Below are 19165 nucleotides of genomic sequence, written 5' to 3'. Positions count from 1 at the left end.
CCGGATTCGGTATCAGAGGGGCCGTGACTGAAAAAGTGAGCCCCGGCGGGCCGGGGCTTTGGGCAACGCGCTCATGCGTCAGCGGTCACTTCTTTCCGCCCGCCTTGGGCTTAGCCCTGCGGGGGCTCGGCGCGGGCTCCTCGGCTTCCTCGTCCTCTTCACCCTCTTCGCCTTCGGCGCTCTCGGCTTCGACGTTGATGACGGTCTCGGCCAGTTCGGTGAGCTTCTTGTCCGCCTCGCCTTCCTCGTCGAGCGTCTCCTGGAGCAGGGCCTCTGCGTCTCCGTACCCGAGCAGGTTGGCAAAGGTCCGCACGCACCCGTACCCGGCCATCTCGTAGTGCTCGACCCGCTGGGCCGCCGCGATCAGTGCCGCGTCGATGACGGACGGGTCACCGTCCTCCTGCATGACCTCCTTGCCCTCCTCGATCAGCCCCTCCATTGCCTTACACTTCTTCCCCTTCGGGCTAACGCCGAGCCCTTCAAAGATTTGTTCGAGCCGCTCGACCTGTTTCTGGGTGGCCGTCAGGTGCTCCGTGAACGCCGCCTTCAGCTCCCCGGACGAGGCCGCCTTGGCCATCCGCGGCAGCGCCTTGAGCAACTGGTTTTCGGCGTTATACAGGTCCTTGAGTTCTTCCACGTATAGGTCGTGCAGGGAGTCGAGTGCCATATCGGTGTTCCGGTGTGAGACGATGGAAACGGGCGGGGCGCCCCGGTGGGAACTAGCAATTGGTGAGCCGCGCGAACCGTCACCCGCTCACCAGCGCCCGGAAATCGATGTCGGCGGTACCGGGCGTGTCGCCCTTGAGGACCCGTCGCACCAGCGCGAGCGCCGCGTCCCGGTCCTCCGCCTTGTTCGACGCCACGCCGTCCGACGGGACCACGACCCGCAGGTCGCGCATGTACGCGTCGTTGGCCGTGAACAGCACGCAAATGTCGGCGGCGAACCCGCCGATCACGAGCGTTTCGGTTCCCAGGTATCCGAGCAGCGTGTCGAGCGTGGTGGAGAAGAACGCCGAGTGCTTCGGCTTGAGGACGAAGTAATCGTCCTCGCTCGGGTGGAGCAGCTCGACCAGTTCCCGCCCCTTGCAGTCCCACTTTCGGCACCGTTCGACGACCGCGCTCAGGTCCGACCGCCAGCGGCCGAAGTTGTCGTTGGCGTAGATCACCGGGACACCCGCCCCGTGTGCCCGCCCCTTCAGCTCCGCGAGCTTCTTCGCCGCCGGGGCCGCGTGCCGCAGCAGCTGGTCGGCCTCGGGAAAGTCGAGGGGGTTAATCACGTCCACGAGCAGGAGGGCGACCGGGCACTTGTCCGGCGCGCTGCCGTGCAGGCTTTCACTGGTTCCGGGCATGAAGCACTCCTCGTTTACGCTCGCGGACCGGCGGAACGCCCGGACAGTGAGTTCGGCGCGTTCGGGTGGGCGCCGGGATCGACGCCGACGCCCAACCGCTCGATCAGCTCGCCCCCGAGCCACGCCGTCACGCCGCCGAGCAGGAACCCGAGCAGCGACAGCAGCAGCGCCAGGTCCGGCGGGTTCGGGACGTCCGGGCGGCGGCAGTACCAGCTCGCCCCGAACAGCCCGAGCACCCCGACGCCGTTACCTAACCCGTGGACGAGGCCGATCCTCTTCGCCCGGGTGCCGGCCGGGATGGCGAACCAGTCGATCCACCCGGGCACGGCCGCAACCACCCCGCCGATCAAACCGGTCACGATCATCCAGTACGCCACCACCGCCCACTGGGGCTCGCGCCCGCCGAAGTAGAACACGCCGTCGAAGACGACCGCGCCGACGAACATGCCGAGTGGGACGACGATCAACATCGGGTGCATCGCGTGCCCGAGCACCTTCGCGCGGCTCTCGACCGTTGCCATTGGGGTCTCCTTGGTCGCCGCCGGAGCGACGTTTCGGCAAGCAGAACGGACGCAAAGCCGACGGCCGCCCCATCCGGGGCAGCCACCGCGCCCTCCGGCCTGCTCACTTCGAGTGCTTCTTGGCGTGCTCCTGGTGCTCCTTGATGACCGGCAGCGTCTTCTCGGCGAAGGCCTTCAGCCCGGGGTCCTTGACCCCTTTTGTCGCCCCGGAGAACAAGGCAACGGCCTCGTCGTGGGCGGCGACCTGAGCGGCCATGTAGGCCTTGTCGAAGTCCGCCCCCTTGGCCGCCTGGACCTGGTCGAGCAGCTTCTGGTGTTCGGCCGACATCTTGGTCGGCACCTCAATGCCGGCCTTCTTCGCGGCCCCCATCAGCTCCTTGTTCGCCTTCTCGTGGTCGGCGATCATGCGATCGGCGAACTTCTTCGCCTCGGGTGATGTCGCCGACGTCTTGGCCAGTTTGCTCGACTCGACCTCGAACAGGCCCCCGCTGGCCGCCTTGGTCACGAACTCGGCGTCGGTGATCGGCTTCGCGTCGTCGGCGAGCGCCGCGCCCCCTGCCAACATCGCCAGAACCGCCATCAGTCGGCTGGTGAAACGCATCGGTGATCCTCGTGTGGTTTGTCGCCCGTGTCGCCGGGCCGACGGGTTGTAGCACTTGCGGTGCCGGTGCCGGACCCGATAACAAAGCACCCGCCCCGTGGCCGGGGCGGGTGTCGCGGGGCGGACCCGTTGGTGACATCAGCGGCGGCCGCCGGACCGGCCCCGGCCCTCGCCCTCGTCGTCGGTCTCGTCTTCGCCGCCCTCGTCGTCGCTGTCGCGGTTCTGCTTCAGGCGCCCGTCGGTTTCGGGGTGCTTGACTTGGCCGCGCCCCGACACGCCGCCGGACCCGCCGCTTTCGCCGCCCGCCCCACCGCCCTGTTCCTCTAACTCCTCGCGGAGTTCGTGGATGCGGGCTTCGATCTCGTTCAGCACCCGGGCGGCCCGGCTGAGGACGCGCTTCTGGGCCGCCCCGCTTTGTCCGGACTGTGCCCCGCGGCCGCCCTTCGCCCCCTGGCCGTTGCTACTCGAGCGCCCGTTTTGCCCGCCGCGTTCGGTATCTTCGTCGTCCTGCGAGCGCTTGCTTGTCGTCGCCATTGCCGTCTCCAGGTGTGACATCCGTTTCTGTGAGGGACCGGTGTCCCCGGCCGAGACAGTGCAAGCCTCGCGCCGCACCCACGACGGGCGAGTTGTGGGCCTTTTTCGTTCTGTCACGCACCGGCGTGAGAAGCTCACTTCCGGAACCGCGCATGCCGCTGCTGTACGATACCGTACCACCCCGCGCCGAAAATTCTAAATAAAACACACTTGTCAATCTATTGAGGTTGATCGAGTCTTGGCGGTGAAAATCCTGACCGCGGTGCCGACACGATTGGTCCACGCGTTGCTGTCTGTGCAACCGTGGGCGAGACTTATGGAGTCGGTGGCATGAAAGTGGTCGGCTGGCACGCGTCGCACGAGTTGTACCCACCCGGCGAACTGATCATGCTCGTGCGCCGCGCCGAAGGGGCCGGGATGTGCTCGGACAACTTCCACCCGTGGACGCCGCACCAGGGCAAGAGCGGGTTTGCGTTTACTTGGTTCGGCGCCGCCCTTCAGAGCGCGACGCGGACATCCGGCTGACGCTGCGGGAAGGGACGTGGGAGCGGGTCCTCGACTCGACCGCCGAAGAGTGGGCCGGCCCCGGGTCGGTGACGCCGGGGGCGGTGGTCGCCCACAGCGAGGTGCGGCTGACGGTGGCACCGACCTCGATCGTCGCTTACGAGCTGCGCGTGGAGCCGCTCACACACCGGTAACGCAGCGACCCGCCGCGTGCGGCATGTCCCTGGGTGAGCGAGTGGGGGAGCGACACGAACGTTCCGCCGCGACCCGAGTCCAGCAGCGATAGACGGGCCGTCCGCGCTCCCAGGGAGCGGGCACCGGCCACATTTACCCGCTCGCTGATGCTGGCGGGTGAATGTGGTACTTCACTAGATAGCCCGGCCCTCACGCCTCGCTCGGCAAAGCCCCGAGCACCAGATCGACCACCCAGCACCCGCGCACGTGAGGGATAGTATCGCGGCAGTGGTTCAGGATGTCGTTGCTGTCGCACCCCGCGTCTTGAAGAGCGTCGGCGAGGATCGGCATGGCGGAGAAGTCGCGCGACGCGTACATCTGCGCCGCGAGCGCGGTGACGGTGCCGGTGCGCCAGCGCGGGGCGAACGCGGTCAGGGTCGGCGGGCCGGCGATGTCATCGCGGAGCGCCTGGAACGCGGCCCGGGCGACCTCCGGTTCTTCCGGCATGGCGCTCTCGACGAGCTGGCACACCCGATAATGTGAGGGGGCGGCCGCGCACTCCGCCGCGGCCGTGAGCGCGGCCCGGGTCTGGAGGGCGTACCGCGACCGGCGACCGCCCCACGCGTCGCACGCCGCCACCGCGGCCGCCCGCGCGTCGGCCAGCCCGCGCGGGGTCCGCTCCCCGTCGGCGAACTCCTCGGCGGCTTCGACCGCCTCGGGGCCGGCCTCCTCGCCCGCGAACCGGTCCCACACCAGCCGCACGCAGGCGCAGCAAAAGAGCCGCTCCTTCCGCGACACGGTCACCGACTCGCTGTCCCACGCCCACCGGCTCGTCATGGTTCGGCCCTCCGCACGCAGCATGACAGACCGTGGCCCGGTTGCCAAGTCCGCGGCCCGGCGGTTGCCTCTTGCGGCCCGCACGGTTACGGTATTAAAGCGTCGCTCTGATCCGGGGGAACGTGCGTGCCACGACTGATCGTCATCCGCGGCGTGGACGAGGGCAAGCAGTTCGAGCTGACGAGCCCGTCCGTCACCGTCGGCCGGCACTCCGCCAACGCGGTGCCGCTGCACGACACCCAGGTGTCGCGCCGGCACCTCGAGGTGCGGGCGGTCGCGCACGGGTACGAGCTGCGCGACCTCGGCAGCGGCAACGGCACGCTCCTGAACGGCCAGCCGGTGCAGGTCGCCCCGCTCCGCAGCGGCGACACCATTACCGTCGGCCAGTCGGTGCTCATGTTCACCGCCGGGCGCAACGAGTTCCCCGCCGCAGGCAGCGAGCTGACCGAGCGGGTCCGGCTCCAGGTGCGCCCCGAGCAGGACCTGAACTCCGCGATCCTGCGCACCGTGGCGGCGGACGCCGGCAGCCAGATCCTGGCGCGCCCGGCGGCGGCGACGGACTGGGTGCGCGCCCGGCTCGCCAGCCTGGCGGCGCTGTACGAGACCGCCGCGGTCATCAGCCACATCCTCGACGTGGACCAGCTCCTCGACGCCGTCATGAACCTCGTGTTCAAGTCGGTGGGGGCGGACCACGGGTGCTTCGTGCTCCGCGACGAGTCCGGCCGGCTGGTCCCCAAGGCCGTCCACTACCGCGAGGGGACGAACCGGCAGGAGGAGCTCGCGGTCAGCCGCACCGTTGTCGAGCACGTGATGCGCGAGGCGCAGGGCGTGCTCGTGTCGGACGTTCACTCCGACGACCGGTTCCGCGCGGTCGAGAGCCTGCACCGGCACAACATCCGCGAGGCGATCTGCGTCCCGATGAAGGGCCGGCGCGAGGTGGTGGGGGTGCTGTTCCTCGACACCCAGTCCTCCCTCAAGCAGGTGCTGAGCCGCGGGCCGGACGCGACCACGTTCACCGAGGACCACCTGCACCTCGCCAGCGCGATCGCGCACCAGGCCGCCATCGCGGTGGAAGAGAGCCGCTACCACCAGGCCCTCGTGAACGCGGAGCGGCTCGCCGCCGTGGGGCAGACCATCGCGGCCCTGTCGCACCACATCAAGAACATCATGCAGGGGGTGCGGTTCGGGGCCGACATGGTGCGCACCGCAATAAAGGAGTCCGACGCGGACCTGCTCGGGAAGGGGTGGAAGCTCGTCGAGCGGAACCAGAACCGCATCGACGACCTGATTCTGGACATGCTGAGCTACTCGAAGGAGCGCGAGCCGGTCGTCGAGCCGACGGACCTGAACCACCTGTGCGAGGACGTGCTCGGGCTGGTGCGGGGCCGCGCGACGGACCGCGGCGTCGCCATCGACTGGCACCCCGGGGCGGGCGTGTCGGCGGTGCCGTGCGACGCCGAGGGCGTTCACCGGGCCGTGCTGAACCTCGCGGGCAACGCGATCGACGCCCTGGAGGGCCGCCCCAACGCGAAGCTCTCCGTTCAAGCCCTGCTGGAGGCCGACGGGAGCTGGGCGAAGGTCATCGTCATGGACAACGGCCCGGGCATCCCGGCGGACAAGCTCGAGGACATCTTCAAGCCCTTCGTCAGCACGAAAGGGAGCCGCGGGACGGGGCTGGGGCTGCCGGTGAGCCGCAAGATCGTGCGCGAGCACGGCGGCGACATCCTCGTTCAGAGCGTCCCCGACAAGGGGAGCAAGTTCACCGTCCGGCTGCCGATGAAGTCCGCGTTCGCCAGCGACGCCACCGGCCTGCACCACATCCCCCTACCGCCGCCCGAGGAGTGAGCCCCGCCGGCCGTTCCCTGGGACCGCGGACGTCCCGTCCGCTGGTATGCACGCGGAGTGTGCGACACCAATATTCCGCCGAGCCATCGGATTCCCGGCGCGGCGGACGGGACGTCCGCGGTCCCAGGGAACAGCCCACCGACGGCCCGCCGAGCCATCGGATTCCCGGAGCGGCGGACGGGACGTCCGCGGTCCCAGGGAACAGCCCACCGGCCGAACAGCGGGCCGCACATCTTACCCACACCGACCCCCTTCGCCGACCGGACGACGTTCGCTGGATGCTACCGGTGGAACAATTCGCTCGTCTTCATCCGGTAAAAATTACACGGCGCAATTTCACCTCAACTGACCGTGACTGAGAATAGAGGTACGCCCGCGGCGCGGCGATTCGCGACAACCGTCGCGGACGCACCCGGCCGGTGAGGTTCACCATGTTTGCGCACCTGCTGACATCGAAAACCCTTCGCACGGTTGCCGCGCTCGCCTGCGCCGCAACGGCGGGACAACTGTTGGCCGCCGACCCGCTCCCGCCCGCTGCCCCGGTGGCCAGGCCGGTCTCCCTCGCCGAGCTGACGCTGGGCACCACGATCCAGATGGCGTTCGACGCAGACCCGGTGCTCCGCAACGTGCCGATCTTGGTGAGCGTCGTGGACCGGGGCGCGGTGATCGGCGGGGCGGTCGCCAGCGAGGAGATCATGAGGCGCGCCGAGGCGGTGGCCCGGGCGGTCCCCGGGGTCGAGTCGGTGAAGAACACGTGCTTCGTCGACGTGTCCCCCGACCCGCTGCTGCGGGCGCTCGCGAGCAAAATGAAACCGGGCAACGAGCCCACCGGGGTGGCGCTGCCGGGCGTCGTGGCCCCGCCGGCCGCCCCCGCCGGGTACGTCCCCAAGGCGCCGCCCCCGTCGTCCGCCGAGCTTGTGGCGGTCGCGCCGGGTAAGACGGTGGTCGTGCAGCACCCGAGCACGCTGAACGCCCCGGTGAACGTCCTCGGCGCCCCGGTGCTGCCGCGCCCGAGCGGCGCGCCGCCCCTGCCGCCCGGCGGCTTCACCGCCCCCGGCGCGCTGACCGGCATCGGCTCGAAGCCCGCCGACGTGCTGGCCGCGGTGGCCGCCATCCGCGCCGCCGACCCGCGGTTCGCACGGCTCACGGCCGAAATGAAGCCGGACGGCGCCGTGCTCGTGTCCGGATCGGTTTCTCACGCCGCGGACGTCTGGGATTTCGCGGGGGCTGTGCGGAAGGTGCCCGGCGTGACTCGCGTGACGCTCGATCCGAACACGGTGAAGTGATCGAACGCGGAAGTCGGAGCTGTCGCAAAAGGCACAAGAGGAGCGGTGGCTCGATCGTTATTCGAGGTAATCCGGGCTCGGTCCGGTAAGCGCTGGGCGGCGCGATCCAGTCAGGCCACCGAGATTCCAGGGCGCGTGCCCGGGATCACGGTGGCCTTCAGCGTACCCGCACTCGCGTTCCGGGTCATACTGAACCCGGTCGTTCCAAGTTCGCATCTCGGACCGGTGCGTTGGTTCGGAGTGTGGTCCGCTCACTCCGTGAGCGGTCGCTCGGCGCCTCGGATGCGCGTGGCGCACAACGACTCGGACCGGTGCGTTGGTTCGGAGTGTGGTCCGCTCACTCCGTGAGCGGTCGCTCGGCGCCTCGGATACGCGTGGCGCACAACGACGGAGCAGATGATACCGGGAGCAGATCGGATACGCGGAGCGACCGCTCACGGAGTGAGCGGACCACACTCCAGGCCAGAACCGCGATACGGCCCGAACTTGAAACGACCGGCCCCGGGTCAGAGCTTCAGGAACAGCCGGTGCTTTTCGAGGTGCCGCACGAACATGTAGCAGAGGCCGAGCGCGAGCCCGCACGCGGTGTAAACGTACCACAGCGGCGCGTCCCGCGGCACGAACGGCTTGGCGGCGTCGAACACGAGCCCGTGGATGATGTAGGCCGCCAGCGCGTTCGAGCCGAACGTGTCGAACACGCCCCACCGCAGCCCGCCGATGTCGCACGCCAGCACGAACAGCGCCAGCACGACCAGCGACACGCCCGCGCCGAACAGCGTGTAGGTCAGGCTCCCGGACCGCTGGCTCATCGTGAACAGGTCGTTGGTGGGCGGCTTCACGCCCACGTAAACGAGCGGCGGCGCGGCGGCCGACGCGGTCGCGTGGAACCGCCACTCGTCGAGGTCCGACGGCGCGAGGTGCAGGCACGACAGCCCGTAGGCCAGCGCGCCGACCGCGAGCCCCGCGACGAGCAGGAGGCCGCAGAGCCTCCCCCGGCTCGCGACGGCCTGGTACAGGTCGCACGCCAGGGTGCCGGCCAAGAGCGGGACGGCCCAGGTGAGGAATCCGAGCGGCCCGCCGTCCACGCCGTTGGGCGGGGTGTTCGCCCAGCGGTAGTTGAACCAGTACGAGAGCGCCAGGTGCAGGGCGCCCGAGAACACCGCGAACCCGAACCGCACCCGCGGCCGGGCCGCGATCACCGGGAGCACCCACAGCGACGTGACCGCGATGTGTCCCAGGGTCTGGAACAGGTCCTGTTTGGCCCAGCGGAGCAGGACCGCGTCGCGCTGGGCGAGGTCGTCCCACTTCTCCCACCGCGAGCCGACGCTGTACACCGCGAACGCGACCAGGAATAGCGCGAGGTTGCGCCGCACCGCGTGCCCGTAGGCGGCGCGCGGGCCGACCGCGTCCCGGCGGCGCGCGAAGGTGAGCCGGAACGCGAATCCCACCGCGAACAGGAACTGCGGCATGATCGTGTCGGCGTAGCTGCAGTACGTGTGGTGGTGCGCGAGCACCGGCACGTCCGCCTTGATGACGGCGAACGAGCCGACGAAGTTCACCAGCAGCATGCCCAGGACGGTGTACCCGCGGAACTGGTCCAGTGACGCGAGGCGCGGGGCTGATGCGGGCGCCCCCGCGGCGCCTTTAGGGTCGGGCGGTTCGGCTGACATGGGCGGTTATTTGACCTCCAAGTTCAAGACGTTTTTCTGGCCGGCGACCACGTCCCGCTTCAAGTCGGTCTTGACGGGGTCGGCATAGGTCTTCGAGAACCTCTCCTTCACCTCCTTCTTGGGAGGGGGCATGTTTTCGGCCTTGCGGCCGAGGAACTTGTCACTGTAGGTGTCGAGGTCCTTCAGGACGACCTTGTGCGATCCGGTCACCGCGCCGGGCGTCTTGCCGTCCTCGCTCTTGAGTGTGTAATGCCCTTGCTCGTCGGTTACGGCCGTCGATTTCGGCCCGTTGCCGTCCGGCCAGTACTCGACGCGCACGTTTTTGAGCGGCTTGCCGCCCTGTGTGACGGCGCCCTCGACCTCCGCGAACTGCGGCCCGCCGCCACAACCGCAGAGGAAGAGCAGCACCGCGGGAAAGGTCGGTCGGTGGAACTGGTGTGCCATGATCGGCCCTCGTGAAATGAAGGCGGGGCGGGCCGACGTGCCCGCCCCGCCGAAGTGTCCGAGCGGGTTAGAAGTCGTTGGGGATCACCTCTCCACTCGCGCGCGTGCCGAGGAACAGCAGCGTCTGCGGGGAGATGCTGTCGCGGATGAAGCGGACCGAGCCGTCGGCCAGCGTAAAGTTGGCCCCGCCGGTGTGGCCGCTGCCGAACGCGTTGATCCGGTCCTCGTAGAGGATCTGCTGTTCCGTGCCCGAGCGGCTCATGAAGTCCGCGGGGAGCTTGAAGTTGATCTTCACGTTGCACCCCAGAAACACGTCGCCCTGCGCGCCGAACCACATCCAGCCCCAGTCAGCGATTCGGTCGGGACTAAGCGTTTGGGTGTCGAACACCGGGTCGAAGTAGTGGCGCTCCCCGAACATGAGGGTGTTGCTCGTACCATCGGTGATACCCACCACGTTGTAGCGGCGGTTCTGATCGAAGACGCCGTCACGGTATTGGAGCATAGTCGGCCCGCCGCTCTCGCCCGGGCGGCGCGGATAGGACCGAGTGCCGGCGCAGCCGTAATAGCTGGTCAGCGAGTACTGCCCAGGCGTGCCGCCGGGGGGAGGTTGGTTCAGGTGTTCGCCGATCGGCTGCGACGGGCACTCCATCGCGACGAGCCGTTGATTCATGTACGGCGCGTTGGCGCTGAAGTCGTACAGATTCCAGCGCTTGTGGATCGCGTCTTGCTCCAAATACGGCAGCAGTTGCCACACGAGGTTGTGGCGCGGGTTCTGCCCGCTCGGCCCGAGGGCCGCGGTCGAGTCCGCGGGGTACTCGGGGTTCTGCACCCGATACATCCCGTAGGGGAACTTCTCGTAGGCCGAGTGATAGTTGTGGGCCGCCAGCCCGAGCTGCTTCAGCTTGTTACTGCAGGACATGCGTGCGGCGGCCTCGCGGACCTTTTGAACCGCTGGCAATAGTAACCCAATGAGAATCGCGATGATCGCGATCACCACCAGCAATTCAATAAGCGTAAACCCACGCCGGTGACGTGTCATACTGCCCTCTATCTTTACGTGACGTGAACTGACGAGCCGCGGCAGCGTGAAGGGAATGTAGTTGGCCGCGCGCCGAAAAAACAGTCGAAAATCGAAGGATGAAGATGACGTGAGAGACAATAGTGCGGGGCGAGAAGCTCGCTCCCGGGTACGGGATAATTCAAATCGGAATGTACAGTCTAATACACAGCCCGCCCGCACATGTCGTATTTACGAGCAAGTCGAGATAACAGACCGTAGGCTGTCGGATTTGTACATGTTCTGTATGTGTGGCTGTGGCTCACTTTCGATCGCGACACCTGCTGCCGATCCGTGTGTTAGATATTTCTCCAAATCAGGCGAGTGTCGCGAGCGCGATAACAAGCCTTATACGTTTTGCACTATCGCTCGGCGAGCATCAGTTGCGTGTACGTGACGTCCAGCCAGCGGTCGAACTTGCGGCCCACCTCGCGGTGCGTGCCGATCACCTCGAACCCCACCGACACCTGAAGGGCGAGGCTCGCGGTCTGGTCGCTGCTGGTGGCGCCGATGATGGTGTGCAGCCCGGCGGCGCGGCCCCGCGCGATGAGGTCGAGCAGCAGCGCCTTGCCGAGCCCGCGGCGGTGGTGCTCGTGGTGGATGTACACGGACGCCTCCGCGGACCACGCGTACCCGCACCGCGACTTCCACGGGGACAGCGCCCCCCACCCGATGACCGCCCCGTCGCGCTCCGCGACCGTCGCCGGGTACTTGGCCGAGCGGTCGCGGAACCACGCCGCCCGCTCCGCGGCGGTGTCGGGCTCGACCTGGTAGGTGCAGGTCGAGCGCTCGACGTAGTAGTTGTAAATGGCGCGGATCGCTTCCAGGTCCTCCGCGGTCGCCAGCCGGATAGTGAAGTCGGACATCGGTCGCTTACGAACCTCCGCTCAAATCGAGTTGCTTGCGAATCGCCGCCTGACGGATTCGGTTAGTGGTTCTTGCTTTTGTGGGACAGGCATTCCTGTCTGTGCGGCGCGGTGATCGAGCACAGACAGGAATGTCTGTGCCACGAAAGACAAAAGCCGCCGGCGCTGCGCGTTTTGACGAGCCGCGACCGCAAGGGAGCGGGCTACGTAGCCCGCTCCCTTGCGGTCGCGGCTCGTTCCCAAACGTTACACACATCCCCGGCCCCATGTTCAAACACCTTCCGGCGCCGCCTCGCGCTCATCGACCGTCAGCAGCTCGTAGGCGTCTTGAATGTTCGCGCGCAACTCGTCGAGCGTTTCGCCCTGACTGAGCACGCCCGGCACCTCAACCAGCCGACCGACGAGCCACTCGCCGTCTTTCCAGTATTCGAGCGTGAATTCGCGACGCATCGCGTTCCTCCGAAGGGGCACCGCTCATGATAGCCGCTATCCCGCGAACCCGTGCTGGCGGCGGTGGTAGGGGCCGTCGAACAGTTGCGTGGACTTCGACGGCTCGAACCGCCCGTCGCCCGCCACGGTCTTCACCCGCGCCAGCAGCGCGTCGCTCTCGTCCTTGGGCATCGAGCGGAAGCTGCGGGCGATCTCGACGTTCTGCATCAGCACCTTCATCGAGTCGATGCCGACCACCAGCGACGCGATGTCCTGCGACAGCGCGAACCGGATGCACTCGTCCGCCGTTGCGACCCCGCCGCCGGGGATCTGCCCGCCGGCCTCCAGGTTCCCGCCGCCGAGCGACTTCATCCCGATGGCGGCCACGTTCCGCTTCTTCAGCTCGGGGATCACGTCGTGGATGCTGCTGCGGTAGAAGTAGTCGCACACGTTCACGGGGAGCTGGCACGTGTCCCAGTCGTTGTGCGTCCCGAGCATCTTCAGGAGGATGTGCGGGGCCTTGTGCCCGGTGAAGCCGATGAACCGCACCTTGCCGGCCTTCTGGGCCTCCAGGGCGTGGGCCAGCGCGCCGCGCTCGACGATCCACTCCGGGTCGTTGTCGTAGTTGATCTCGTGAAACTGCCACAGGTCGATGACGTCGGTCTTGAGGCGCCGGAGGCTGTCGTCGAGGTGCTGGCGGGAGTGCTCGGCGTCGCGCCCGCAGTTCTTGGTCATGAGGAACACTTTTTGGCGCCGGCCGCCGGTGCTGAGTGCGTTCCCCATGATCTCTTCGGACCGCCCCTCGTGGTAGTCCCAGGCGTTGTCGAAGAACGTGACGCCCGCGTCGATGGCGGCGTGCATGATGCGCTCGGCCTCGGCGTCGCCGATGGCGGGCTGGCCGATGTGCCATCCGCCGAGACAGAGGGCGGACACGTTGACGCCGGTCTTGCCGAGCGGGCGGGTGGGGATCGACATGGAGAGCACCTCCGGGAGCGGTGAAGCGACTCCCGGCACCATACCGCGCCCGCCGCGCGGGGCAACGGCGGAGTTCGGTCGTCTCGCGTTCGAGCGCGCCGCATACCCCCGCTCGCTCTCCCCGAGCGGATGCGAAGCGGCCGGCGCCGCGACCTGATGCGCGAAGTACCGCCCGCGCCGCGAACGGTCCACATCCAAGATCCGGGCCCGTGCCATCTGTGTATTGAGGCGAGCGCGGGGCCAGACCGGACGGCACTCGGTCTCTGTCGGATCTGGCTGCGTCCGGCTCGCGCGGGCTGTAACGGGGGTTACAGCCCGACTGGTAGCCACCGAGTGGGCTACCGACTGGACATTCGCTACCGGGCGACTGGTCCGGAGCTGGCAGGTCGCTGGGGTGTCGCTACCACGGAACCGCACGCTCGCAGCACCGCGGTTTCGCAATAACGGCCGCCGAAAATGGTTCCAACGATGCACAGGAAAAACAAGATGATGCGTTCCGGCCAGATAAACTGGACCAACAAGCCGCCCGTTGGTGGTGCGAATGGCACGGTCGCGCCCCGCGCGACCCGCAAAACTCCTCCGGGTTACGGTTGGCGGCCGCGGCCCGAGCTGCTAAAAAGACTCTACCCTCGTGAACGCGACCGGTACTTTTGGCCGGTCGCGTTTGCGTTTTTCGCCCCTTGCCATCTGGTCGCGGGGCGGTAAATTGCGTAAATCCAGAACCAGTGTGTAACTGAAACGTCGTTTCGTAACTGATGGCAGGAGTGCGACGCGGCGGGATAGCGGAGATCCGGGACGATGTCGATCACGAAGGAAGAGAAGTCTGGGCTTATCAGCCAGTTCCGGCGCGGCGACACCGACACCGGTTCGCCCGAAGTGCAGGTCGCGCTGCTCACCAAGCGGATCAACTCCCTGACGGAGCACATGCGGGCGCACAAGAAAGACTTCTCCAGCCGCCGCGGGCTGCTGAAGCTCGTCAGCCAACGCGCTGACCTGCTCAAGTACCTCCGGCAAACCGACCGCGATCGCTACCTCGCGGTCATTGGGAAGCTCGGGCTCCGCAAATAGCCGCTACGCTCGTCTCGAGTTGACGAATCCTGAGTCCCGTGTCGTTCGACCCGGGGCTTGTGGGCTTATTCATCTGAGACTCCGCGAACCGCTCCTGCCGGCAAAACGGAAAGGGTCACCTCCGTGCCGGTCAAGCCAGCTCGTGTCGAATGTGAATTCGGCGGTCGCACGTTAGTCCTCGAAACCGGAAAGTTCGCAAAGCAGGCCCACGGGGCCGTGCTTGTCACCTACGGCGAGACCAGCGTCCTCGTCGCCGCGGTCGAAGGGTCACCCATTCCGGGGCGTGATTTCTTCCCGCTCCAAGTGGAGTACCGCGAACGCACTTACGCCGCGGGCAAGTTCCCCGGCGGGTTCATCAAGCGTGAAACGCGCCCCAGCACCAAGGAAACGCTGACCTCGCGCCTGATCGACCGCCCCTCCCGCCCGCTCTTCCCCGCCAACTACTTCAACGAAGTCCAGATCCACTGCACGGTCATCTCCTCGGACCGGGAGAACGACGCGGACATGCTCGCCCTGATCGGGACGAGCGCGGCCCTCCACGTCTCGCACATCCCGTTCCTCAAGCCCTACGGCGGGTTGCGGTTGGGCCGCGTGAACGGCGAACTCGTCGTGCTGCCGACCGTGACCCAGATGGAAGAGAGCGACCTCGACCTCATCGTCGCGGCCACCCGCGACGCCGTCTGCATGATCGAGGGGTTCGCCCGCGAGATGCCCGAGAACGAGATGGGCGACGCGATCATGGAGGCGCACAAGCAGTGCGCCGTCCTGATCGACCTCATCGAGCGGCTGCGCACCGAAGCGGGGCTCGGAACGAAGGTGCTGCCCCCCGCGACCGCCGACAACCCGCTGCTGGAAGAGCTGCACCAGAAGTACGGCGCCCAGTACCGCGAAAAGTACCTCACGCAGGGCAAGAAGGAGCGCAACGCGGCCCTGGACGCGTTCAAGGACGAGATCAAGAAGGTGTACCTGCCCGAGGGCGAAGCGAACCCGGCGTACACCCCGTCGCAGGTGTCGGGGGCGCTGTCGGCCCTCCGCGAGCGCATCTTCCGCGAGATCACGCTCGGCGGCACCCGCATCGACGGCCGCGCCCCGAAGGAGCTCCGCGCTCTTGGCGCCGAGGTGACCGTGCTGCCGCGGACTCACGGCACGGCGCTGTTCCAGCGCGGCGAGACGCAGGCGCTGGTGGTCGCCACGCTCGGCACCGTCGCCGACGAGCAGAAGGTGGACGGCCTGCAGGACGAGTACAGCAAGAAGTTCTTCCTCGACTACAACTTCCCGCCGTACAGCGTGGGCGAGTGCAAGCCGATCCGGGCACCGGGGCGGCGCGAGATCGGCCACGGGATGCTGGCCGAGCGGTCGCTGAAGGCCGTGATCCCGCCCCCGTCGCGGTTCCCGTACACCATCCGCCTCGTGTCGGAGATCCTGGAGTCGAACGGCTCGTCGAGCATGGCGAGCGTGTGCGGCGGCACCCTGGCGCTGATGGACGCGGGCGTGCCGATCAAGCGCCCGGTCGCGGGCATCTCGGTCGGTCTGGTGATGGAGAAGGACCACTTCTCGCTGCTCACCGACATCCAGGGCGACGAGGACCACTACGGCGACATGGACTTCAAGGTGGCCGGCACGCAGAAGGGCGTCACCGGCGTCCAGCTCGACATCAAGGTGGACGGCATCAACGAGGCGATCGTCCGCGGCGCGCTGGAGCAGGCGAAGGAGGCGCGGCTGCAGATCCTCAAGACGATGCTGTCGGCGCTGTCGGCCCCGCGGAAGGAGATCAGCCGGTGGGCGCCGCGCCTGATCCAACTGAAGATCAACCCGGAGATGATCGGCAAGCTCATCGGCCCGGGCGGCAAGATGATTCGCGCCATTCAGGAAGAGACCGGCGCGAAGATCGACATTGAGGACGACGGCACGGTGTCGATCGCGTCGTCGGACGCCGAGGGCGTCGAAGCCGCGCGGCGTATGGTCGAGGGGCTGACGGCCGAGGTGAAGGTCGGCGCGGTGTACGACGGTAAAGTGGTCTCGATGAAGGACTTCGGTGCGTTCGTGGAGATCGCCCCGGGCCGCGACGGGCTGTGCCACGTGTCGGAGCTGGACAGCGGCTTCGTTCAGCGCCCGGAAGACGTGGTCGAGATCGGCCAGAAGATCCAGGTCAAGGTGATCGGCATCGACGATAACGGCCGGGTACGGCTGTCGCGCAAGGCGCTTCTGGCCCCGAGCGACGAAGCCGGCAACGGCGGGGGCGGCGGTGGCGGTTTCGGCGGCGGGGACCGCGGCGATCGCGGTGACCGTGGCGAACGCAGCGGCGGTGGCGGCGGGCGCCGCAGTGGTGGCGGTGGAGGTGGAGGGCGCGGCGGTGACCGCCGCCGCGACTGAGGCCCGAATCCGGTGATCGCGTTCATTCCTGTAATCGCAGTGCCCGGGCCGCGGCCCGGGCACTTCAGGGTTACGTTTGAACCCATGAAGTCGAGCTGATGACGAAGCCGCGGGCACTTGCTCGCGGCTTCGTCGTTGGTAGACGCCGAAAAGCAATTGGTTCGCGAGCGAACACCATTTCAGACACCCACCAAACCGAGCGTGGAAGTCACCTCGCGACAGGACCGAGCTGGAAATCCTAACCGGCACGGCTTTCGCGCACACTAGCTCGGTCGCACGATAAGGAGAGCTACCATGCACATCGAAATCAGCACCGGCACGCGCGTTTTTGTAGACGTTTCAGGTGTTACAGCGAAGCTCGAGAGCGGTCTGTCACGATACCGCAGCCGGCTCACGCGGGTGGAAGCCCACCTGAGCGATGTGAACGGTCCGAAGGGCGGCCCGGACGCGCGCTGCACGCTTGAGGTCCGGGCCGCCGGGCTCCACCCGGTGGCGGTGATGAGCGACGCCGACACCCCGGACGAAGCGGTCAAAGGGGCCGTCGAGAAGATGAACCGGCTGCTGAAATCCTCCCTCGGCCGGTTGGACGACGCGAACCGACACGCGTCGGCAAGCGGCCTGCCGACCTGACTCCGATCAGCCCAGTCGTCTCGTGCGCATCGTGGACCCTGCGCCCCAGCGCGGCGGTCCGGATCGATCCGAGCCGCCGCGAGTCGGTGCGGCCCGATTCACGGGATCACCGGAGCGATTTGCCCCACCGCTGCGTGCCCCGGAAGCTGCGTGCTCGGCGGCGCGTGAAGCGGCGGCGAATGCGGGTTCTCCAGATCCACGTTCCCGAGCCGGACCACCGCCAGTAGGGACCCGCGATCGGACGCCACGCCGGCGGGGTCACCGGTCGCGCCCGGGCGGAGCGAGGACACTTCCTCGGTCGTCGTGGCCGATTCCGCGCCGGGTGCGCTCGGCAGGTAGACCGCCTTCACCACCAACCGCCCCTCGGCCGCGGTCGCCAGTTCCGCGTCGGTGAACGAGATCGGAATCGCGTTGTGGCCCAGGAACGACTGCACCCGTGCGCTCGGCGCGCACACTTCCATCGTCGGGTAGAACTTGGCTTTCGGGTACTTCGGCAGCCCGGTGAGTCGGAGCCGGTAGACCTCCCCCTGCACGAAGTTGAACGCCGCCGGGGCGGTCAGGTCGCGGTCGTGAAACGTCTCGCCGACCAGCCACGACACCTTCATGCCCGCCGGACCGGCGAACCGCACCGCGGACCGCCCGAGCGGCTGCTTCGCGATCTCGGCCTTTGCCGGCTTCACGTCCGGCATGGTTGGAAATGGAAGCGTTGCGGCTAGACCGGGGGGAAGCGGCTCCGCTTGCGTCTTCTGAAATGCGCCCGGGCCATGCACGGAAGGAGCGGGAGGGTACACGGGTGTTGGCCCCACGGCGGGCAGAGTGTCTGCCCCGGGCAGTGTGGGCAGCGCGGTGGGGGACGCGTTGGACATTGGCACCGACGGAGTCGGGAGCGGCGACGGGCTCGGCAACGGCGCGAGCTGCGCGGCGGACTCGGCCCCGGATTGTGGGGCGACCGACAGCGCGAACATGGCCAGCCCGACGATCGCCGCCCCCGCACCCAACCCCACCACGAAACGCTTCAGCAGTTCCATGCGCCGCACCTCCGGGTGAACGGAAAACCCGCGGCACGGTACGCCGAACGAAAAGGTGGGGTCAAGCCGACCCGCGGACGCCGGTGCGGCCGGTTTCGCGGTAACCTCTCGGCCCAGCGCCCTTGCCGCGGTCCGCGGCGCGCCTTAAGCGTTTAGCTTGCCAGACCGCGCGACGCACTCGGGGAGCGACATGATCGTCGTCGAGCACCTCACCAAATACTACGGCGAGTACCACGCCGTGCGGGACGTGTCCTTCTCGGTCGAGAAGGGCCAGGTGGTCGGGTTCCTCGGCCCGAACGGCGCCGGCAAGTCGACCACCATGCGCATCCTCGCCGGGTTCCTCACGGCCAGCTCCGGCAAGGCCACCGTGGACGGCCGCGACGTGTTCTGGGACCCGATCGAGGCCCGCCGCCGCATCGGGTACATGCCCGAGAGCTGCCCGCTGTACACCGAGATGCGGGTGGACGAGTACCTGCGGTTCCGCGCCGGGCTCAAGGGGCTCGGCCGGTCGGAGCGCCGCTCACGGCTGGGCTACGTGCTGGAGCGGTGCTGGCTCACCGACGTCAGCCGGCAGATCATCGGGACGCTGTCGAAGGGGTACCGGCAGCGGGTCGGGCTGGCCGACGCGCTGATCGCCAACCCGCCGGTGCTGATCCTCGACGAGCCCACCGCCGGGCTCGACCCGACGCAGATCCGCGAGACCCGCAAGCTAATGCGCGAGCTGGGGAAGGAGCACACGATGCTCCTCTCCACGCACATCCTGAGCGAGGTAGAGGCCACCTGCGATTCGGTGATCGTGATTTACCAGGGGCAGGTGGTCGAGGACGGCGCGCTGGCGGCGGTGCGGCAGCGGCACAAGAACAAGCCGCTCGAAGACATCTTCGTGACGCTGACGAAACAGGAAGGCATTTGAGCCGGGTTCGGTGTTTGGTGTTCAGTAAGCGTGCGTTCCGAACGTGCGCGTGGGCAATGAC

21 protein-coding genes are annotated in these 19165 nt (G+C 67.8%); 8 read left to right on the top strand and 13 right to left on the bottom strand.

Annotated elements, in window-relative coordinates; translation table 11 throughout:
• Positions 1–85 precede the first annotated feature (85 nt).
• From GobsT_RS36295 to GobsT_RS36275, 5 genes are all read right to left on the bottom strand, one after another.
• The gene (locus GobsT_RS36295) at positions 86–667 is read right to left on the bottom strand and encodes a ferritin-like domain-containing protein (protein WP_010036021.1); all 582 of its coding nucleotides are present in this window, start codon (positions 665–667) and stop codon (positions 86–88) included.
• Between the two features lie 79 nt (positions 668–746).
• Complete coding sequence (locus GobsT_RS36290; protein ID WP_010036023.1) at positions 747–1349, bottom strand: cysteine hydrolase family protein; 603 nt, start codon at positions 1347–1349, stop codon at positions 747–749.
• 14 nt (positions 1350–1363) lie between these two features.
• Positions 1364–1870, bottom strand: coding sequence for a DUF2231 domain-containing protein (locus tag GobsT_RS36285; protein WP_010036028.1), 507 nt, complete (start codon positions 1868–1870; stop codon positions 1364–1366).
• Positions 1871–1973: 103 nt separating this feature from the next.
• Positions 1974–2471 carry a DUF4142 domain-containing protein gene (locus GobsT_RS36280; RefSeq protein WP_010036030.1) on the bottom strand — a complete coding sequence of 166 codons (498 nt, stop codon included), beginning with the start codon at positions 2469–2471 and terminating at the stop codon, positions 1974–1976.
• A 138-nt stretch (positions 2472–2609) separates the two neighbouring features.
• Positions 2610–3005, bottom strand: a complete 396-nt coding sequence (locus GobsT_RS36275) for a hypothetical protein (protein ID WP_010036032.1) — start codon at positions 3003–3005, stop codon at positions 2610–2612.
• 330 nt (positions 3006–3335) lie between these two features.
• Here GobsT_RS36275 and GobsT_RS36270 point away from each other — a divergent pair, with 330 nt between their 5' ends.
• Positions 3336–3530 (top strand): dehydrogenase, encoded by a 195-nt coding sequence (locus tag GobsT_RS36270; protein WP_010036033.1) that lies wholly within the window; start codon positions 3336–3338, stop codon positions 3528–3530.
• Positions 3485–3703 (top strand): hypothetical protein, encoded by a 219-nt coding sequence (locus tag GobsT_RS36265; RefSeq protein WP_010036035.1) that lies wholly within the window; start codon positions 3485–3487, stop codon positions 3701–3703. Before GobsT_RS36270 ends, GobsT_RS36265 begins: the two co-directional genes overlap by 46 nt.
• A 190-nt stretch (positions 3704–3893) precedes the next feature.
• Here GobsT_RS36265 and GobsT_RS39180 read toward each other — a convergent pair whose 3' ends face one another.
• A complete protein-coding gene (locus GobsT_RS39180) occupies positions 3894–4520 on the bottom strand; it encodes a hypothetical protein (protein ID WP_010036037.1) in 627 nt (208 codons plus the stop codon).
• 126 nt (positions 4521–4646) lie between these two features.
• Here GobsT_RS39180 and GobsT_RS36255 point away from each other — a divergent pair, with 126 nt between their 5' ends.
• Positions 4647–6365, top strand: coding sequence for an ATP-binding protein (locus GobsT_RS36255; protein WP_010036038.1), 1719 nt, complete (start codon positions 4647–4649; stop codon positions 6363–6365).
• Positions 6366–6796: 431 nt separating this feature from the next.
• Positions 6797–7651, top strand: a complete 855-nt coding sequence (locus GobsT_RS36250; protein ID WP_010053245.1) for a BON domain-containing protein — start codon at positions 6797–6799, stop codon at positions 7649–7651.
• Between the two features lie 506 nt (positions 7652–8157).
• On the opposite strand, the gene GobsT_RS36245 is transcribed toward GobsT_RS36250, so the two are convergent.
• The 6 genes from GobsT_RS36245 to GobsT_RS36220 all read right to left on the bottom strand — a co-directional run bounded on the left by GobsT_RS36245 (position 8158) and on the right by GobsT_RS36220 (position 13092).
• Complete coding sequence (locus tag GobsT_RS36245; RefSeq protein WP_010051155.1) at positions 8158–9321, bottom strand: heparan-alpha-glucosaminide N-acetyltransferase domain-containing protein; 1164 nt, start codon at positions 9319–9321, stop codon at positions 8158–8160.
• Positions 9322–9327: 6 nt separating this feature from the next.
• Complete coding sequence (locus GobsT_RS36240) at positions 9328–9765, bottom strand: transthyretin-like family protein (protein WP_010051158.1); 438 nt, start codon at positions 9763–9765, stop codon at positions 9328–9330.
• A gap of 67 nt (positions 9766–9832) precedes the next feature.
• The gene (locus GobsT_RS36235) at positions 9833–10804 is read right to left on the bottom strand and encodes a DUF1559 domain-containing protein (protein ID WP_063744646.1); all 972 of its coding nucleotides are present in this window, start codon (positions 10802–10804) and stop codon (positions 9833–9835) included.
• A gap of 380 nt (positions 10805–11184) precedes the next feature.
• Entirely contained in the window at positions 11185–11688 is a 504-nt protein-coding gene (locus GobsT_RS36230; protein WP_010051163.1) for a GNAT family N-acetyltransferase, read from the bottom strand.
• A gap of 270 nt (positions 11689–11958) precedes the next feature.
• On the bottom strand, positions 11959–12138 hold the full coding sequence (locus GobsT_RS36225) for a type II toxin-antitoxin system HicB family antitoxin (protein WP_010035457.1): 180 nt from the start codon (positions 12136–12138) through the stop codon (positions 11959–11961).
• A gap of 36 nt (positions 12139–12174) precedes the next feature.
• Entirely contained in the window at positions 12175–13092 is a 918-nt protein-coding gene (locus GobsT_RS36220; RefSeq protein ID WP_010035460.1) for an aldo/keto reductase, read from the bottom strand.
• 798 nt (positions 13093–13890) lie between these two features.
• Between GobsT_RS36220 and rpsO the strand changes: the two genes are divergently transcribed.
• The 3 genes from rpsO to GobsT_RS36205 all read left to right on the top strand — a co-directional run bounded on the left by rpsO (position 13891) and on the right by GobsT_RS36205 (position 17163).
• Positions 13891–14160 (top strand): 30S ribosomal protein S15, encoded by a 270-nt coding sequence (gene rpsO, locus GobsT_RS36215; protein ID WP_010035463.1) that lies wholly within the window; start codon positions 13891–13893, stop codon positions 14158–14160.
• Positions 14161–14283: 123 nt separating this feature from the next.
• Positions 14284–16533 carry a polyribonucleotide nucleotidyltransferase gene (gene pnp / locus GobsT_RS36210; protein WP_010035466.1) on the top strand — a complete coding sequence of 750 codons (2250 nt, stop codon included), beginning with the start codon at positions 14284–14286 and terminating at the stop codon, positions 16531–16533.
• Between the two features lie 294 nt (positions 16534–16827).
• Complete coding sequence (locus tag GobsT_RS36205) at positions 16828–17163, top strand: HPF/RaiA family ribosome-associated protein (protein WP_010035473.1); 336 nt, start codon at positions 16828–16830, stop codon at positions 17161–17163.
• Between the two features lie 98 nt (positions 17164–17261).
• On the opposite strand, the gene GobsT_RS36200 is transcribed toward GobsT_RS36205, so the two are convergent.
• Positions 17262–18191 (bottom strand): hypothetical protein, encoded by a 930-nt coding sequence (locus GobsT_RS36200; protein WP_148087995.1) that lies wholly within the window; start codon positions 18189–18191, stop codon positions 17262–17264.
• Positions 18192–18381: 190 nt separating this feature from the next.
• Here GobsT_RS36200 and GobsT_RS36195 point away from each other — a divergent pair, with 190 nt between their 5' ends.
• Positions 18382–19104 (top strand): ABC transporter ATP-binding protein, encoded by a 723-nt coding sequence (locus tag GobsT_RS36195; RefSeq protein WP_010035481.1) that lies wholly within the window; start codon positions 18382–18384, stop codon positions 19102–19104.
• Positions 19105–19165 lie beyond the last annotated feature (61 nt).

This window comes from Gemmata obscuriglobus (assembly GCF_008065095.1).
Taxonomy (GTDB): domain Bacteria; phylum Planctomycetota; class Planctomycetia; order Gemmatales; family Gemmataceae; genus Gemmata; species Gemmata obscuriglobus.
This window is presented reverse-complemented; position numbering and strand designations above follow the sequence as displayed.

Excerpts from the sequence above, each read along its gene's own strand:
- GobsT_RS36295 (WP_010036021.1), bottom strand. The coding sequence starts at position 667 with ATGGCACTCGACTCCCTGCACGACCTATACGTGGAAGAACTCAAGGAC.
- GobsT_RS36290 (WP_010036023.1), bottom strand. The coding sequence starts at position 1,349 with ATGCCCGGAACCAGTGAAAGCCTGCACGGCAGCGCGCCGGACAAGTGC.
- GobsT_RS36285 (WP_010036028.1), bottom strand. The coding sequence starts at position 1,870 with ATGGCAACGGTCGAGAGCCGCGCGAAGGTGCTCGGGCACGCGATGCAC.
- GobsT_RS36280 (WP_010036030.1), bottom strand. The coding sequence starts at position 2,471 with ATGCGTTTCACCAGCCGACTGATGGCGGTTCTGGCGATGTTGGCAGGG.
- GobsT_RS36275 (WP_010036032.1), bottom strand. The coding sequence starts at position 3,005 with ATGGCGACGACAAGCAAGCGCTCGCAGGACGACGAAGATACCGAACGC.
- GobsT_RS36270 (WP_010036033.1), top strand. The coding sequence starts at position 3,336 with ATGAAAGTGGTCGGCTGGCACGCGTCGCACGAGTTGTACCCACCCGGC.
- GobsT_RS39180 (WP_010036037.1), bottom strand. The coding sequence starts at position 4,520 with ATGACGAGCCGGTGGGCGTGGGACAGCGAGTCGGTGACCGTGTCGCGG.
- GobsT_RS36250 (WP_010053245.1), top strand. The coding sequence starts at position 6,797 with ATGTTTGCGCACCTGCTGACATCGAAAACCCTTCGCACGGTTGCCGCG.
- GobsT_RS36245 (WP_010051155.1), bottom strand. The coding sequence starts at position 9,321 with ATGTCAGCCGAACCGCCCGACCCTAAAGGCGCCGCGGGGGCGCCCGCA.
- GobsT_RS36240 (WP_010051158.1), bottom strand. The coding sequence starts at position 9,765 with ATGGCACACCAGTTCCACCGACCGACCTTTCCCGCGGTGCTGCTCTTC.
- GobsT_RS36235 (WP_063744646.1), bottom strand. The coding sequence starts at position 10,804 with ATGACACGTCACCGGCGTGGGTTTACGCTTATTGAATTGCTGGTGGTG.
- GobsT_RS36230 (WP_010051163.1), bottom strand. The coding sequence starts at position 11,688 with ATGTCCGACTTCACTATCCGGCTGGCGACCGCGGAGGACCTGGAAGCG.
- GobsT_RS36225 (WP_010035457.1), bottom strand. The coding sequence starts at position 12,138 with ATGCGTCGCGAATTCACGCTCGAATACTGGAAAGACGGCGAGTGGCTC.
- GobsT_RS36220 (WP_010035460.1), bottom strand. The coding sequence starts at position 13,092 with ATGTCGATCCCCACCCGCCCGCTCGGCAAGACCGGCGTCAACGTGTCC.
- rpsO (WP_010035463.1), top strand. The coding sequence starts at position 13,891 with ATGTCGATCACGAAGGAAGAGAAGTCTGGGCTTATCAGCCAGTTCCGG.
- GobsT_RS36205 (WP_010035473.1), top strand. The coding sequence starts at position 16,828 with ATGCACATCGAAATCAGCACCGGCACGCGCGTTTTTGTAGACGTTTCA.
- GobsT_RS36200 (WP_148087995.1), bottom strand. The coding sequence starts at position 18,191 with ATGGAACTGCTGAAGCGTTTCGTGGTGGGGTTGGGTGCGGGGGCGGCG.
- GobsT_RS36195 (WP_010035481.1), top strand. The coding sequence starts at position 18,382 with ATGATCGTCGTCGAGCACCTCACCAAATACTACGGCGAGTACCACGCC.